Here is a 15,344-nt window from a genome sequence, read left to right on the forward strand (position 1 = left end):
GGACAGAAACCGTATGGCGACCGCATCGCCCGCTTCTGATTTTGCTCCGGTGGCGTCTCAGACCGCTGCCCCTGCCCGCACGCGCGATCCGCGTCTGGATTTCTATCGCGGCATCGCGATGTTCATCATTCTGATTGCCCATATCCCGAACGATCCCTGGGCCAAATGGATTCCCGCCCGGTTTGGATTCTCGGACGCAACCGAGATCTTCGTGTTCTGCTCCGGCATGGCTTCGGCAATTGCATTTGGCGGGGCGTTTATGCGCAAAGGCTGGTGGATGGGCACCGCCCGCGTGAGCTTTCGCATCTGGCAGGTCTACTGGGCACATATCTGCCTGTTCTTCTTTGTCGCCATGACAATGGCGGCCCTGAACCAGAGTGGGCTGTTCGAGAAAAACTATATCTCCTCCCTAAATCTACAGCATTTCTTCAACGACCCGGCGTCACAGATGGTTGGGCTGTTTACCCTGACCTATGTGCCGAACTACTTTGACATCCTGCCGATGTATCTGGTGGTTCTTGCGATGATGCCACTGTTCATGGGGATATATCGTATCGGATTCTGGGCGGTCGCCGTGGCCTCGGTCACGATCTGGCTCATTGCACAATTCGACTACCTGGACCTACCGGCCGAACCTTGGTCAGACCGTCAGTGGTTTTTCAACCCATTCGGGTGGCAATTGCTGTTCTTTACCGGTTTTGCGTTCATGCGCGGCTGGATTCCGGCGCCACCGGTGTCGAAAACCCTGATCTGGGCTGCGGCGCTGTTCCTGATCTTCTCGATGCCGTTCGGCTCGTGGAAGGTGTTCACATGGATCAATACAGCGGCCCCCGATTTGGCTGACGAAATCCGCAAAGTTTGGCCGGTCACCAAAGAGTTCCGCAATAAGACCGATTTTGGCCTGTTCCGCTACCTGCACTTCCTGTCACTTGCCTATCTGGGTTGGGTTGTCGCTGGCGAACATGGGCATCGCCTTATCGCGACCGGCCATGGCGCAGCCGCAAAATTTTGGCAGTTCCTGCTGACCGTCATTACCAAAGTGGGTCAGCAATCGCTTGCGGTGTTCGTATCTTCCATGGCAGCAGCGCGACTTATCGGCGTCGGACTGGACCTGAGTGGGCGGGATGTTGCCAGTGTGTTCATCGCCAACATGATTGGCTTTGCCATGATCATCGGCGTGGCTTATCTGGCCGCCTGGTTCAAGTCTCAACCTTGGAAATCGAAGAAATGAATTTTACTCGTCGCGCATTTCTTGCTTCATCAACAGCGTTGGCCCTCGCCCCAGCTGCATACGCCACAGGAGGAGAGACTCCGTTCAGTCGAGACGACGTCATCGCCATGGCCCGTGATTTGGCCAGCCGCGATTATGCCGAGCGTGAGATGGTTCCGCAGGAATGGCAGGACCTTACATATCAGCAATACCGTTCGATCCGGTTCCGGCTGGACCGCGCGTTGTGGTACGAGACCGAAACGCCCTATAACGTCGATTTCTTCTCCCCGGGTCTATACTTCCCGCGCACCGTTAAGGTCTCGACCGTCGAGGACGGGATGACAAAGCCGGTTACATTCGATCTGGCCATGTTCAACAAGTCCGACGACGTACCCGAGCTGCCCATCGACGACACGCTCGGCTTCTCGGGCCTGCGCCTGCGCACCGAGATGCACCGCCCCGGCGAAACGGATGAGTTCTGCGTCTGGCAAGGAGCCAGCTATTTCCGCGCCATCGGCTTGCACGAGGTCTATGGCCTGTCAGCCCGAGGTCTGGCGCTGAAAACTGGCGATCCGGATGGCGAGGAATTCCCCGAATTTGTCCGTTTCTGGCTGGAGCGCCCCAAACCGGGCCAACGCAACATGGTCGTTCATGCGCTGATGGACAGCCCCAGCGTCACTGGTGCCTACCAGTTCAATGTCACCGCCGGTGCGGATTGTGTGATGGATATCGAAGCGACGCTCTTCCCGCGCACCGAACTGCCCCATGTCGGCATCGCGCCCGGAACGTCGATGTTCCTGTTCGACCAGACCAACCACAGCCGGTTCGACGATTTCCGCCCCGCCGTTCATGACAGCCACGGATTGTTGATCCGTAATGGTGCCGGAGAGGTTCTGTGGCGGCCGCTGGCAAATCCAACCCGTCTGCAAATCTCGTCCTTCGTGGATACGAACCCGCGCGGCTTTGGCCTGATGCAGCGCAAACGCGAGTTCTCGGACTACGCCGATCTTGAGGCCAATTATCACAAGCGCCCCGGCCTGTGGGTCGAGCCGAATGGCGATTGGGGCAAAGGCACTGTCACGCTGGTGGAAATCCCGGCGGATCAAGAGATTTATGACAACATCGTCGCCTATTGGCGCCCGATGGAGCCTTACGCCGCAGGCAGCCAGATCGACCTGTCCTATCGCCTGATCTGGGGCGAGGAACCCCAACGCACCCCCATGGCACGCGTGATCAACACCGCGATGGGCGATAACACCTTTGGTGAGGGCCGTTTGGCCGTGATCGATTTTGAACCCAGCGACTTGCTTGATGATCCCGAGGCAATGACCATCTTTGTCAGCTCGCCACATGCAGAAACCTCGGATGGCGTGTTGCAACGCAATCCCGACACCGGTGGCCTGCGGCTGGCCTTCTCTTTCGAACCGGCTGACCGGACCCACGTGGAACTGCGTGCGCAATTGCTGAAAGACAAACAGCCAGCCTCTGAGGTCTGGCTTTACCGTTGGACTTCATGACCCGCGATCTTCATATCATGCCGCCCGAGACCCCACTGGCGATGCCAGCGCAGAACTTTGCGCAGGGATTCCGCGACGCACAGGTACCCGCAGAAGGCAAACCACCCTCTGCAGGGTTCTGGCGCGCGCTGACCTTTTCTCCGGCGATGGCGGCCACGCTGGGTCTGCTCTGGGTCATGTCCGATTGGTTCAGTGCTGCGGGAATCAATTTGGTCGAAGGTATCCTGTTGACGCTGATCTCGTTCAACTTCTTCTGGATTTCCTTCACCGTCTGCACCGTACTGCTGGGCATGGTCTCGCTGTCACGCCAGGAACAGCCCAAACGTGAGGACCGAGCGCAACCGCTGCGTGTGGCGCTGCTGACGCCGGTCTATAACGAGGTGCCGTGGAACGTGCTGGGCAATGCCCGCACAATGCTTGAGGACCTGCAGAAGCGCGGCGGTCAGCATCACTATGCCATGTTCATCCTGTCCGACACCCGCGACCCCGAGATCGCCGCGCAGGAACAGGCCAGCGTCGAGGCGCTTCGGACGACGCTGGCACCTGGACTTGAACTTTATTACCGCCGCCGCCCTGAAAACACGGATCGTAAGGTCGGCAATATCGCAGATTGGGTCAGCCGCTGGGGCGCCGACTGGGATGCGATGCTGGTACTGGATGCCGACAGCCTGATGACCGGGCGCGCGATCACCCGTTTGACTGATGCGCTGGCGCGTGATCCAGCTGCAGGTCTGATCCAGAGCTATCCGCAACTGATCGGCGCGCAATCGGTCTTTGCGCGAATGCAGCAGTTTGCTAATGGTGTCTATGGCATCGCATTTGCCGAAGGTCTTGCGCGGTGGTGCGGGCAAGAAGGTAACTACTGGGGGCATAACGCCATCATTCGGACCCGTGCGTTTGCCACTAGCGCAGGTCTGCCCAAGCTGCGGTCTCTCAATGGTCAGGACAAGCTGATCATGAGCCACGATTTCGTCGAAGCCGGTCTGCTGCGTCGCGCCGGATGGGCCGTACGCTTTTTGCCGCGCATCCGTGGATCGTATGAAGAAACACCCCCCACACTCATTGACCACGCAATGCGCGATCGCCGCTGGTGTCAGGGCAACTTGCAACACCTGAAACTGCTGGGCTCAACCGGATTCCGTGCGGTCTCGCGTTTTCACATGTTCCACGGCGCGGTCGGCTATCTGATGTCGCCCCTATGGTTTGCACTCCTGCTGATGTGGGCTTTGATCGGCCAAGGCAAAGAGGCCTCGGTCCTGCATTATTTCAGCCCGGACAACCCACTGTTCCCACAATGGCCTGAGATGTCCGAAACACGCCATGTGCTAATCATTCTGGTGATGTATGCGATGCTGTTGGCCCCCAAGGTTCTGGGTGTGATCGCCCTGCCCCTCAGCGGTGTGCGCTATTCCGATTTCGGCGGCAGGCGGAAGTTCTTCACTTCGTTCCTGTCCGAGGTTGTCTTGTCGATTCTCTACGCCCCGATCCTGATGGTGCAGCAGATGATCGCAGTTTTTCGCACCACTCTGGGCATTCAGAAGGGTTGGTCTCCGCAGGCACGTGACGGAGGCAACTATGGCTTGCGCACACTGATCTTGTGCCACGCACTGGAAACCGTCAGTGGTGTTGCATTAACCGTTGGTATCCTTGCTGGTCTGGTGTCTGTCTGGCTGGCTCCGATCGCAATCAGCCTTGCGCTGGCGATTCCGCTTTCTGCGCTCAGCGGCGTATCTGCAGGCACCGCGCGTCGCATGATTGGTATGCGTGAAGATGTCAGCGAGCCCGCCATCACCCGCTCGGCCCGGCATTACCGCAATGAACTCAAGCGTCTGATCGAAGGCAAGGGTGTCGTCACACCGGCGGAATAATCAACCGCCGGGCAGGCCCTCGTACCAATCCAACATCATATCGGCCCAGCCTTTCGGGACCGTATGCCCACCCGGAAACAGAGCAAATTCCAGCGCGCTGCCTTCGGCACATCCCATCCAGTTCCGGCGCATGAATTGGCCCGAGGTCGAAAATCCGCTGGGCTTGGTGTCAGCACATTCATTGGCAATCCGCCAGATTTCCAAACCAGCAAAAATATCCCCCTGATGGAACCGACCACCGCCCAGAATACGCCCCTCCAACGGGACCACATTGTCAATCCAGCCATGAGTGTGGAACAGGCGCACAGGCCCTTCGCATGTCTGCGGATGTGGCCTCCAGAACCCGCCCGAGACCGGCGCATAAGCCGAGAACGTATCCGGCGCGGCACAGGCGAGGTAATAGACCATGAACGCGCCCGCCGAGAATCCGCTTAGCACAACGCGGTCGGGATCAACGCCAAAACGCTCGGCGGCGTCTTGCACCACCTCGGTCAGAAAGGCCGCTTCGTCACGACCTTCCCAGCCGGGGAAAAAGTTCCAGCTCTGGCGCCCGTTCCGCTCGGCCCCTTCCGGGGCCATCACGGCATAGCCACGTTCGAGGAGCGGCTCGACCATCGACCTGTTCCCGAGCGTGCCTGTCCCGCTGCCACCATATCCGTGCATAAATACCACAAGCGGTGGATTTGCAGCCGCGGGTAGCTCGATCTGATACTGCCCCGTCTCGGTCTCACACATCCCCTCTTCGCCGCCGCACGCGGCAAGTACGGTCTGCCCCACAAACGCCAATCCCAAAGCCAAACAGAGTTTCACACGCATCACGCACCCTCATTGTAGTCGTTGACAGGCAGACCAGCCCGTACCCAGCCGGGCCCCGCGGCAGAGCCCAACATCCCTTCGGAAACATCAATAATGTGTGTGAATCCAGCCTCGGTCAGTTGGTTGCTCAACCGGGCCGAACGCACGCCGCGCGCACAGATCAGCGCCACGGCTGCGGCGCGGTTTCCGCCAGTCAATCGATCCAGCGCCTGTACAAAATCATCCCGGCGCATGTCGATGGGATACGCCCCGTCCCCAACGCCCGTCGCCCGCCATTCGCGCGGCGTTCGAATATCAACCAGATAGACTGCACCTTCTTGCGCCAACCTGTGCGCACTGGAAACCGATATCTGGTCGCCCGCATAATCCTGCGGAATCAGCCGATATTCCCGTATGGCAAATCCCCCAGCTACGGCCCCCCCTACCCCGAGCAATACCCACCGGCGGGTTCTGTTGCCCTGTTCTGCCACTCTGTGCCTCCTATTGTCTTCTCAGGCCATATCATAGCCTGGTCCCCAATTCGCGGCTCTGTTTGCGACACATGTTCAAGATCATGTCATCGTGCTACATTCTGCGCCATGACAGCAATCGCCGGCAAAAAATGGTCCAATCGCTGGACAGTTGGTGATTTTTCCTTACAAAATCGGGACTAGCTTGACCGCCCAGACCGGAGTATCGCACTTGTCCCTATTCCTTATCGCGGCCCTTCCCTTTCTCGGAGCTGTGTTTCCAGCCCTCTTGATCCGGGCAGGACGAAACGCAGCGGCATCCGCGGCAGGGTTGACCACGTTCCTGGCCCTTATGGGGCTGTTGATACACATCCCCAGCGTTATGCGCGGAGACGTAGTGACGGCGCGGTTCGATTGGATACCGGGGCTGGGACTGAACGCGAATTTCATGCTCGACGGGTTGGGATTCCTGTTCGCGCTGCTCATTCTGGGCATTGGTCTTCTGATCATTCTATATGCGCGATTCTATCTATCGCGTGAAGATCCGATGGGGCAGTTTTATACCTACCTGCTGCTGTTTCAGGGCGCGATGGTCGGAATCGTTCTATCTGATAATATCCTTCTTCTGCTTATTTTTTGGGAACTTACATCCCTAAGCTCATTCCTACTGATCGGATATTGGAGGCATCTGCCCGAAGGACGTCAAGGCGCACGCATGGCGCTGGCAGTGACCGGCTCAGGCGGATTGGCGATGATCGCCGGGATGCTGATTCTGGGTAATATCGTCGGCTCTTACGACCTCAGCGTGATCCTTCAGAACAAAGAACTGATCCAAGCATCGCCCTATTACTTGCCTGCGTTGATCCTTATCCTGCTTGGCTGTTTCACCAAGTCGGCGCAGTTTCCGTTTCACTTCTGGCTGCCCCACGCCATGGCTGCACCGACGCCGGTTTCAGCCTACCTGCACTCGGCCACGATGGTGAAGGCTGGCCTGTTCCTGATGGCGCGAATGTGGCCGGTTCTAGCGGGGACCGATGCGTGGTTCTACATCGTCGCAACAACCGGGCTGATTACCATGCTACTCGGCGCCGTAATCGCATTGTTCAAGGATGACCTCAAAGCTCTGCTCGCGTTTTCGACCGTCTCCCACCTTGGTCTGGTGACCATGTTGCTGGGCTTTGGCACTAAGATCGCAGCCGTCGCGGCCATTTTTCACATCATCAACCATGCCACGTTCAAGGCAGCCCTGTTCATGACTGCCGGGATAATCGATCACGAAACTGGCACACGGGATGTAAAACGGCTGGGCGGGTTGCGCCATCTGATGCCAATCACTTTTACCATTGGCACTATTGCTGCACTGTCGATGGCCGGCCTACCTCCGCTGAACGGTTTCCTGTCAAAAGAGATGATGCTTGAGGAGACGGTTCACACCACTTGGCTGCACTCGCATTATCTGGTTCCCGGCCTGGCGCTGTTGGCGGCGCTGTTTTCCGCCGCCTATTCTTTCCGCTTTGTCGCGCATGTCTTCCTCGGCCCCGAACGCGATGACTATCCCGCACACCCACATGACCCACCCGTCGGCCTGTGGCTGGCCCCGGCGTTCCTTGTGGTGTTGGTTGTTGTGATCGGCCTCTACTCGGCTGCCATTGTTGGCCCGCTTGTTGCCGTTGTTTCAAGCGCCGTGATCGGGGGTGAAAAGCTGCCCTATTATTCGCTAAAGCTTTGGCACGGCTTTACACCAGCGCTTTATATGTCTGCTGTGGCGACGCTGGGCGGCTTGTTCCTGTTGTCGCTGCACAAACGCGGTGAGAACCTTTGGAATGCCCTACCCCGCCCTGAGGCGAAAACAATCTTCGACGCAATCATCGGCGGCCTGACCCGCCTCAGCCGCAGGATCACCGATGAATTGCACAACGGTGTAATCAGCCGCTATGCGATCATCCTGATTACCTTCACCGTCGGGCTTGGTTACTACGCCTACGCCACGGGTACGATTGGCGTCGAAACGCGCATTCCTCTGCCAGCGCAGCCTATTCCAATCATTGGTTGGATCTGTCTGGTGGGCGCAACGCTTGCGATCATGTGGTTCCACCGCAACCGTCTGCTGTCACTGGTGCTGATAGGCGTCGTCGGCCTGATCGTTTCGATGGCCTTCAACTATCTCTCAGCCCCCGATCTGGCACTGACCCAGATTTCGGTCGAGGTGGTGACGATGATCCTGCTGTTGCTGTCGCTGAACTTTTTGCCGACCGAAACGCCGTGGGACAGCAGCGCGCCGCGCCGTTGGCGGGATGCTGCGATTTCCGTTGTTGCCGGGATCGGCTCGGGCGCATTGATCTATGCGCTGATGATGCGGGACTTTGCCTTCCCGACCATCTCGGATTTTCATTTGGCGACCTCGTACAAAGGCGGCGGCGGCACCAATGTGGTCAATGTGATCCTCGTCGACTTCCGGGGTTTTGATACCTTTGGCGAGATTATCGTGCTGGGCATTGCCGCATTGATCATCTTTGCCCTGACCGAGGCGGTCCTGAGCACCAATGTTCGCGGCTATCTGCTGAACCGCAAACCGCATTGGCCGCAGTCGGGCGACTCACATCCGCTGATGATGGTTGTCGCCACGCGGGTGATGATGCCGATTGCTCTGATGGTCGGCGCCTACATCTTCTTCCGCGGTCATAACCAGCCCGGCGGCGGCTTCATCGCCGGTTTGATCGTGGCCATCGCCTATCTGATGCAATACATGGCAAGCGGGTACACCTGGGCCATCGAACGACAGCGGTTCTATTATCATGGCACCATCGGTTGGGGCGTCCTGATTGCCGCAGCCACCGGTCTGGGAGCATGGTTCAACGATCGTCCGTTCCTGACCAGCGATTTCGGCTATATCCACTGGCCCCCGTTGGAAGAGTTCGAATGGGCAACCGCCATTCTGTTCGACACAGGCGTTTTCCTCGCCGTACTGGGCGCTGTGATGTTGGCGCTCGACAGCTTGTCGCGCTTTGCTTGGCAGCCGGGCATGGCGCAGGAATTCCCAATGGATATCAACCCGCTGCGGGACGACCCTCCTGAAGAAGAACAAGAGAAGGAGCAGGCCTGATGGAAGCGCTCGTAGCCTCTGCCGTAGGCGTCATGACCGCCGCCGGGATATTCCTGATCTTGCGTCGACGGACGTTCCCCGTGATTCTTGGCCTGTCATTGCTGACCTATGCCGTGAACGTGTTCCTGTTCGCCACCGGCCGGTTGGCGCTGAATGCACCAGCCGTTTTGAACAAATACGAGGACGTGCCCTACACCGACCCTCTGCCGCAGGCGCTGGTACTTACGGCCATCGTAATCTCGTTCGGGATGACCGCAGTGATCGTGATGATCGCACTTTCGGCTTATCTGTCCTCGAAGGATGATCATATCGATATGAGCGCAAGCGACAGCGTGGACGCGCCGGGAGAAGACGCATGAACCACTGGATCGTTGCGCCAATCGTCCTGCCCGCGATCCTGGCCCCCTTCATCATCATGGTCCTGCGATACCATCTGGACCTGCAGCGCATTTTCTCAGTTGCGGGTGTGATGGCGCTGTTGGGCATCGCGTTGACCATTACCGCGCAAGCCACGACCGGGGAAATCCAAGTCTATGAGCTGGGCGATTGGCCTGCTCCATTCGGCATCGTGTTGGTGCTGGACCGGATGTCGGCGATGATGGTGCTGTTGACCGCTTTGCTGGCCCTGCCCATTGTCCTCTATGCCATCGGATCGGGATGGGATGACAGGGGTAAGCATTTTCACGCGCTGTTCCATTTCCAACTCATGGGCGTGTGCGGAGCTTTCCTGACCGGAGATGCGTTCAACCTGTTCGTGTTCTTCGAAGTTCTGCTGATCGCATCCTATGGCCTGATGACCCATGGCGGTGGCGCAGTTCGGCTGAAAGCCGGTGTGCAATACGTCACCTACAACCTGCTGGGCTCGACCCTGTTCCTGTTTGCCTTAGGAACGATCTATTCCGTGACCGGCACGCTCAATATGGCCGATCTGGCGGTTCGCGTGGCAGAAATTCCACCCGAAGATACCGCCCTGCTGCGTGTCGGTGCGGTATTGCTGCTGTTGGTCTTCTGCATCAAAGCCGCTGTGCTGCCGCTGCATTTCTGGCTGCCTGCCAGCTATGCCAACGCACCGCTGCCGGTGGCGGCCCTGTTCGCAATCATGACCAAGGTCGGTGCCTATTCAATCCTGCGGGTCTATACGCTCGCCTTCGGACCGGATGTCGCCGTGACCGAAGGGCTGGTAGGTGCGTGGTTACAGCCAGCGGCCCTGGTGACACTTGCGGTTGGTGCCATTGGTATCCTGGGATCGCAACACATTGCACGCATGGCTGCCTTTTGCGCCATCACCTCGATGGGCACGCTGCTGATTGCCATTTCGCTATTTAACGAGGTCGCAATCGCTGCCGCGCTCTATTACATTTTCCACTCGACCCTAGCGACAGCGCTGCTGTTTTTGGTGGCCGATATGGTGATGGAGCGTCGCGGTGGTGTGATTGCCCCAACGGCGCCGATGGCGCAAAGCGGCCTGATCTCGGCCCTGTTCTTTGTTGGCGCAATTGCGATGGCCGGGATGCCGCCGCTCTCGGGTTTTGTCGGCAAGCTTCTGGTTCTGGATGCGTCGCGCGGGGCGCCGGATGCCAGTGCGATCTGGGCGGTAATATTGATCGGATCATTCGTGACCATTGTGGGACTGGCCCGTGCGGGGTCGCTGATATTCTGGAAATGTCATGACGCTCAGGTCTGCCCACCGACTGAACCAGATGAAGAGGTCGCCGACACCGCCCTGTTTGCCCCTGAGCCACATCCGGGCCTCGCGTTCACCTCTGTCTTTGGCGTGGTTCTTGGCCTTGTTCTGCTAACGTTGTTTGCAGGCCCGGCGCTGGAATACACCAGCAAAACTGCCGAGCAGCTGTTTACACCCGACATCTACATCTCGGCCGTGTTAGGGAGGGAAGAATGATAAAGCTGCTGCACCGGATATTCCCGCACCCACACCTGACCATTCTGCTGACGCTGGTCTGGATGTTGCTGGCGAATTCGCCGTCTTTGAACTCGCTGGTATTCGGTTTGTTGTTGGGGATCATCATTCCATTCATCACGCAACCTTATTGGCCCGACCGCCCCAAGCTGCGCAATTGGCCAATGGTCATGGAGTACATGTTAGTGGTGCTTTGGGACATTGTGATGGCCAATATCGCGGTCGCACGGATCATCTTGTTCAAACGCGATGCCGACCGGCAGCCCAACTTTGTCTGTGTTCCGCTGGAACTACGTACGCCTGAAGCAATCACCGTTCTGGCCGGAACCATCACCATGACGCCGGGAACCGTCAGTTGTGACCTGTCCGCGCAGGGGCATAACCTGCTGGTTCATTGCCTTGACGCGCCGAATCCCGAAGAGGTGCGGGATGAAATCAAACGCCGCTACGAGCGCCGTCTCAAGGAGATTTTCGAATGATCGGATATGCGATATATTTTGCATTCGCCTGTTTCGGCGCGGCGATCATGATGTGCCTGTGGCGGATCATCACGGCTGACGGTGTGGGCACACGCGTTCTGGCGCTGGATACGATGGTAATCAACACCATCGCTCTGATGATCCTTTACGGGCTGAAACTGGGCAGCGAGATTTTCTTTGAGGCCGCCATGATCATTGCCATGCTCGGCTTCGTCTCAACCGTGGCCTATGCGCGCTTCATGCTGCGCGGCAATATTATCGAGTGAGGGCGAAATGACATCCATCTTCGAACTGCTCATCGCCTTCTTCCTCGTTATCTCGGGCATCTTCGGCTTTGTCGGATCGTTCGGCATGATCAAGCTCAAAGATCCGATGTCCCGTCTGCACGCCCCTACCAAGGCGACGACTCTGGGCGTTGGGGGCGTGTTGCTGGCGTCGATCACACATTCGGTCTTGATTGAGGGCAAACTCTCACTCCACGAATTGTTGATTACGCTGTTTTTGTTCCTGACAGCCCCAATCACGGCCCTGTTCATTGCCAAATGGCACATTCATCGTCATGAAAAACCCAGCGATCTGCCGGATGCGGGAGAAGATGAGCTTTGGGCCACCCATGCGGTCGAGCAGGTCGAGGACGTCCCGGACCACAGCGCGAACTGAACCCCATGCATACACCTCCGTTGCCTTTGACCCGCGATCTGGTTCTGATTGGTGGGGGCCATACCCATGCACTGCTGTTGCGTAAATGGGGGATGAACCCGCTGCCAGGTGCACGGGTGACTGTGATCAACCCGGGGCCCACTGCGCCATATTCAGGAATGCTGCCGGGGTTTGTGGCCGGTCACTACCAACGGCAGGAGCTTGACATCGATCTGATCCGGTTGGCCCGATTTGCGGGTGCACGTGTGATCCTTGGGGCGGTTGACGGCATCGATACGGGCACGCGTCACATCCATGTTTCCGGACATCCGCCGGTGGCGTTTGATGTGGCCTCGGTCAATGTCGGAATCACGTCCGATATGCCCGCATTGCCCGGTTTCGCCGGACACGCCGTTCCCGCCAAACCACTTGGTGCCTTCGCCGCGCAGTGGGAGAAGTATCTTTCAGAATCCGGCCTCGCCTCGGTCGCCGTCATAGGCGGTGGAGTTGCCGGTGTTGAACTGGCCATGGCCATGGCCCACGCGCTGCGATCCAAAGGGCGTGACGCTCGGATCACGCTGATTGACAGTGCAACCGCCTTGACCGCGACGGTACCGAAAGCATCCGCGACGATCCGGCGCGCCATGGCGCGTCTCGGGATCGAAGTTCTGGAACAGGCTTCGATCAGGCAGGTTTCAGCAGATCAGATCGACCTAACCGACGGTCGCCAGATACCCGCCACTTTTGTCACCGGAGCAGCGGGTGCGCGGCCTTATGATTGGATATCGGAAAGCGGACTTGCACTTCAGGACGGCTTTGTCGAAGTGAACACGTACCTACAATCCAGCGACCCCGCGATCTTCGCCGCCGGAGACTGTGCCCATCTCTCTGAGAACCCGCGCCCCAAGGCCGGTGTCTTTGCGGTACGCGAGGCGCCGGTTCTGTATGACAACCTTCGTGCAGCGTTGGGTGCGGGGCAAATGCGGCGTTATGTGCCGCAAAAGGACTATCTGAAGCTCATATCGTTGGGCGGCAAATCTGCACTGGCCGAACGATTGGGAACATCGTTCAGCGGGCCACTCATGTGGAAATGGAAAAACCATATCGACCAGCGCTTTATGAACCAGTTCCGCGATCTGCCCCGTATGCCCGCGCGTGCGTTGCCCCGGCATCGCGCAGCGGGGCTGCATGAGGCATTGGGAGACAAACCCATGTGCGGCGGGTGCGGCGCCAAGGTGGGCCGAGGGGCGTTGCAATTCGCTTTGCAGGCACTACCACAGCCCAACAGGCCCGACATCACCCCACTGCCCGGCGACGACGCGGCGCTGCTGAGGACTGGTGATACACAGCAGGTCATGACTTCGGATCATCTGCGCAGCTTTACCAATGATCCCGCTTTGATGACCCGCATTGCTGCTGTTCACGCGCTCGGTGATATCTGGGCGATGGGCGCACACCCGCAAGCCGCGACAGCCACGATCATCCTACCCCGCATGTCTGCCGAATTGCAGCAGCGCACCATGACTGAAATCATGCGGGTCGCCAGCGACGTCATGCGTCATGCCGGGGCCGGGATCGTAGGCGGGCACAGCTCAATGGGAGATGAAATGACCATCGGCTTCACGTTGACAGGACTCTGCGAGGCTGAGCCCATCACGTTGAGCGGAGCAAAACCCGGTGACGCGCTGATCCTGACAAAACCGCTGGGCAGCGGCGTCCTGATGGCGGCCGAAATGGCTGGTCAGGCGGATGGGGCCTGGATCGCGGAGGCTTTTGAACAGATGGTACTGCCACAGGGTGAAGCATCCAGAATCCTGCATAACGCCCATGCGATGACCGATGTCACCGGGTTTGGTCTGGCCGGTCATTTGCAAGGCATTTGCGAAGCGTCCGGCTGCGGGGCAACCCTTTTCTTAAACTCGGTTCCGATGATGGCCGGGGCAACCGAGTTAAGCGAACAGGGCATTCGATCAACGATCTACACCGACAACTGCGCCATCGCCCCGGAGCTTCCGACCGGCGGCAGGGCCGACCTGTTGTTCGATCCACAAACTGCCGGAGGTCTGTTGGCCGCCGTCGCCTCTGACGATGCCGATTCACTATGCGCAGAACTGCGGGCCGCTGGATATCCTGCTGCTCTGATCGGTCACCTGGACGCGACGCCGGGGCTGCGGATTCAAAACTGATCCAGTAGTTTTGCAATGCGGTCTGCTGTTGCCGATAGTCCTACATGGTCAAGTGAGGGGGCATCAACCTGTGCGACCACGTCGGCGCGCTGAGCTTTGCGCGATTTGGCGTAAGCCGGGTCATAGTGTTGCTCCATCAGGGCCCGCGTCAGCCCGCGCCTATCCCCTGCATCAATCAACTTCAACCAACCGTCGACAACCTCGTGACCGCGGTGAAGCCGTAGGCGCGCCAGGCGATCGCGCAGACGTTCGTTATCGGACAGAATATCGTCATATGCAGAAACCAGATATGTTGTTCGCGCTGCAATCGAGGCCGTGATCTGGATACGCGGCGCCTTGCACAGAGCTAACCACAGGCTCGGCGGAAGGATCAGGTTCCCGATCTTGGACGATTCCGCCTCGACTATGACGGGTCGCGCCGCGTCCAATTGATTCAAAGCGGCGGCCAATGCGGATTCAAAGGCTTTTTGACTGGGCTGCCCACCCGGCATTTCCCCCAGCAACGAGCCACGGTGATTGGCCAACCTCTCAAGGTCCAGTACCTGCACACCGCGTTCCCGCAGATACGCCAACAGGTCGGTCTTGGCCGTACCCGTATAACCATCCAGCGCCATCAATCGATACGGCAACGCCTCGTCATATAGGAACTGTTTCACCAGCCGCCGGTAGGTGCGGTATCCACCTTCGACAACCTCGGCCCGCCAACCGATCTGTTGCAGCATCCACGTGAAGGAACCCGACCGCTGTCCGCCCCGCCAGCAATAGATCAGGGGTTTCCAGTCGCCTTCATGATGGCTGAGATGATTTTCAATGTGGCCAGCCGCATTGCGGAATACCAGCGCGGCCCCCAACTTGCGGGCCAAAAACGGACTTTTCTGAACATATATCGTTCCGACCCGCGCGCGTTCCTCGTTATCCAGTACCGGCAAATTGATGGCGCCGGGTATGTGATCCTCGGCAAACTCGGCCGGGCTGCGTACGTCGATGATCGTATCGAATGGATGAGTATTAAGTTGCGGCAGGCTGGAGAATTTCAGTACCATGTCAGTGATCTACCCCGACTGTTGCCAGAAGAAAAGCCGGGTGACTGGTGGCGATGCCGGACCATTGCAAACAAGAGCCATTGCAAACCCTTCTCACTTGGGTAATGAACCGTCGG

13 protein-coding genes are annotated in these 15,344 nt (G+C 58.4%); 10 read left to right on the forward strand and 3 right to left on the reverse strand.

The genetic code is table 11. The annotated features are described in order from the left end of the window. Positions 1–13 precede the first annotated feature (13 nt). Genes BLU89_RS06280 through mdoH form a run of 3 tightly spaced genes read left to right on the forward strand, consistent with a single transcriptional unit; the run spans position 14 to position 4,595 of the window. The gene (locus tag BLU89_RS06280; protein ID WP_074735342.1) at positions 14–1,231 is read left to right on the forward strand and encodes an OpgC family protein; all 1,218 of its coding nucleotides are present in this window, start codon (positions 14–16) and stop codon (positions 1,229–1,231) included. After that, positions 1,228–2,727: an OpgD/OpgG family glucan biosynthesis protein gene (locus BLU89_RS06285; RefSeq protein WP_074735343.1), complete on the forward strand. Its 1,500-nt coding sequence runs from the start codon at positions 1,228–1,230 to the stop codon at positions 2,725–2,727. Before BLU89_RS06280 ends, BLU89_RS06285 begins: the two co-directional genes overlap by 4 nt. Then, the gene (mdoH, locus tag BLU89_RS06290; protein ID WP_074735345.1) at positions 2,724–4,595 is read left to right on the forward strand and encodes a glucans biosynthesis glucosyltransferase MdoH; all 1,872 of its coding nucleotides are present in this window, start codon (positions 2,724–2,726) and stop codon (positions 4,593–4,595) included. Before BLU89_RS06285 ends, mdoH begins: the two co-directional genes overlap by 4 nt. Here mdoH and BLU89_RS06295 read toward each other — a convergent pair whose 3' ends face one another. Next, the gene (locus BLU89_RS06295) at positions 4,596–5,411 is read right to left on the reverse strand and encodes a CE1 family esterase (RefSeq protein ID WP_074735346.1); all 816 of its coding nucleotides are present in this window, start codon (positions 5,409–5,411) and stop codon (positions 4,596–4,598) included. Continuing rightward, positions 5,411–5,881 carry a rhodanese-like domain-containing protein gene (locus BLU89_RS06300; RefSeq protein ID WP_074735348.1) on the reverse strand — a complete coding sequence of 157 codons (471 nt, stop codon included), beginning with the start codon at positions 5,879–5,881 and terminating at the stop codon, positions 5,411–5,413. Before BLU89_RS06300 ends, BLU89_RS06295 begins: the two co-directional genes overlap by 1 nt. 211 nt (positions 5,882–6,092) lie before the next feature. On the opposite strand from BLU89_RS06300, the gene BLU89_RS06305 reads away from it, so the two are divergent. From BLU89_RS06305 to selD, 7 genes are read left to right on the forward strand one after another with little or no spacing between them, the layout of a single operon-like run. After that, entirely contained in the window at positions 6,093–8,963 is a 2,871-nt protein-coding gene (locus BLU89_RS06305; protein ID WP_074736441.1) for a monovalent cation/H+ antiporter subunit A, read from the forward strand. Then, positions 8,963–9,322, forward strand: coding sequence for a Na+/H+ antiporter subunit C (locus BLU89_RS06310; RefSeq protein ID WP_074735349.1), 360 nt, complete (start codon positions 8,963–8,965; stop codon positions 9,320–9,322). The genes BLU89_RS06305 and BLU89_RS06310 overlap by 1 nt, the downstream gene beginning before the upstream one ends. Continuing rightward, positions 9,319–10,863 carry a monovalent cation/H+ antiporter subunit D gene (locus BLU89_RS06315; protein ID WP_074735351.1) on the forward strand — a complete coding sequence of 515 codons (1,545 nt, stop codon included), beginning with the start codon at positions 9,319–9,321 and terminating at the stop codon, positions 10,861–10,863. Before BLU89_RS06310 ends, BLU89_RS06315 begins: the two co-directional genes overlap by 4 nt. Continuing rightward, positions 10,863–11,360, forward strand: coding sequence for a Na+/H+ antiporter subunit E (locus tag BLU89_RS06320; protein WP_074736443.1), 498 nt, complete (start codon positions 10,863–10,865; stop codon positions 11,358–11,360). Before BLU89_RS06315 ends, BLU89_RS06320 begins: the two co-directional genes overlap by 1 nt. Beyond that, positions 11,357–11,626 (forward strand): K+/H+ antiporter subunit F, encoded by a 270-nt coding sequence (locus BLU89_RS06325; protein WP_074735352.1) that lies wholly within the window; start codon positions 11,357–11,359, stop codon positions 11,624–11,626. The genes BLU89_RS06320 and BLU89_RS06325 overlap by 4 nt, the downstream gene beginning before the upstream one ends. Before the next feature lie 7 nt (positions 11,627–11,633). After that, positions 11,634–12,020 carry a Na+/H+ antiporter subunit G gene (locus BLU89_RS06330; protein WP_074735354.1) on the forward strand — a complete coding sequence of 129 codons (387 nt, stop codon included), beginning with the start codon at positions 11,634–11,636 and terminating at the stop codon, positions 12,018–12,020. 5 nt (positions 12,021–12,025) lie between these two features. Continuing rightward, positions 12,026–14,185, forward strand: a complete 2,160-nt coding sequence (gene selD, locus BLU89_RS06335; protein ID WP_074735356.1) for a selenide, water dikinase SelD — start codon at positions 12,026–12,028, stop codon at positions 14,183–14,185. On the opposite strand, the gene mnmH is transcribed toward selD, so the two are convergent. Then, positions 14,176–15,228: a tRNA 2-selenouridine(34) synthase MnmH gene (gene mnmH, locus BLU89_RS06340; protein ID WP_074735358.1), complete on the reverse strand. Its 1,053-nt coding sequence runs from the start codon at positions 15,226–15,228 to the stop codon at positions 14,176–14,178. The two genes, selD and mnmH, sit on opposite strands and share 10 nt — an antisense overlap. Positions 15,229–15,344 lie beyond the last annotated feature (116 nt).

This window comes from Ruegeria halocynthiae, from assembly GCF_900106805.1.
In the GTDB taxonomy this organism is placed as follows: Bacteria; Pseudomonadota; Alphaproteobacteria; order Rhodobacterales; family Rhodobacteraceae; genus Ruegeria; species Ruegeria halocynthiae.

Bases quoted from the DNA above. Each gene is read 5' to 3' on its own strand.
- BLU89_RS06315 (WP_074735351.1), top strand. From the start codon at position 9,319: ATGAACCACTGGATCGTTGCGCCAATCGTCCTGCCCGCGATCCTGGCC.
- BLU89_RS06295 (WP_074735346.1), bottom strand. From the start codon at position 5,411: ATGCGTGTGAAACTCTGTTTGGCTTTGGGATTGGCGTTTGTGGGGCAG.
- mnmH (WP_074735358.1), bottom strand. From the start codon at position 15,228: ATGGTACTGAAATTCTCCAGCCTGCCGCAACTTAATACTCATCCATTC.
- BLU89_RS06285 (WP_074735343.1), top strand. From the start codon at position 1,228: ATGAATTTTACTCGTCGCGCATTTCTTGCTTCATCAACAGCGTTGGCC.
- BLU89_RS06330 (WP_074735354.1), top strand. From the start codon at position 11,634: ATGACATCCATCTTCGAACTGCTCATCGCCTTCTTCCTCGTTATCTCG.
- selD (WP_074735356.1), top strand. From the start codon at position 12,026: ATGCATACACCTCCGTTGCCTTTGACCCGCGATCTGGTTCTGATTGGT.
- BLU89_RS06325 (WP_074735352.1), top strand. From the start codon at position 11,357: ATGATCGGATATGCGATATATTTTGCATTCGCCTGTTTCGGCGCGGCG.
- BLU89_RS06280 (WP_074735342.1), top strand. From the start codon at position 14: ATGGCGACCGCATCGCCCGCTTCTGATTTTGCTCCGGTGGCGTCTCAG.
- mdoH (WP_074735345.1), top strand. From the start codon at position 2,724: ATGACCCGCGATCTTCATATCATGCCGCCCGAGACCCCACTGGCGATG.
- BLU89_RS06310 (WP_074735349.1), top strand. From the start codon at position 8,963: ATGGAAGCGCTCGTAGCCTCTGCCGTAGGCGTCATGACCGCCGCCGGG.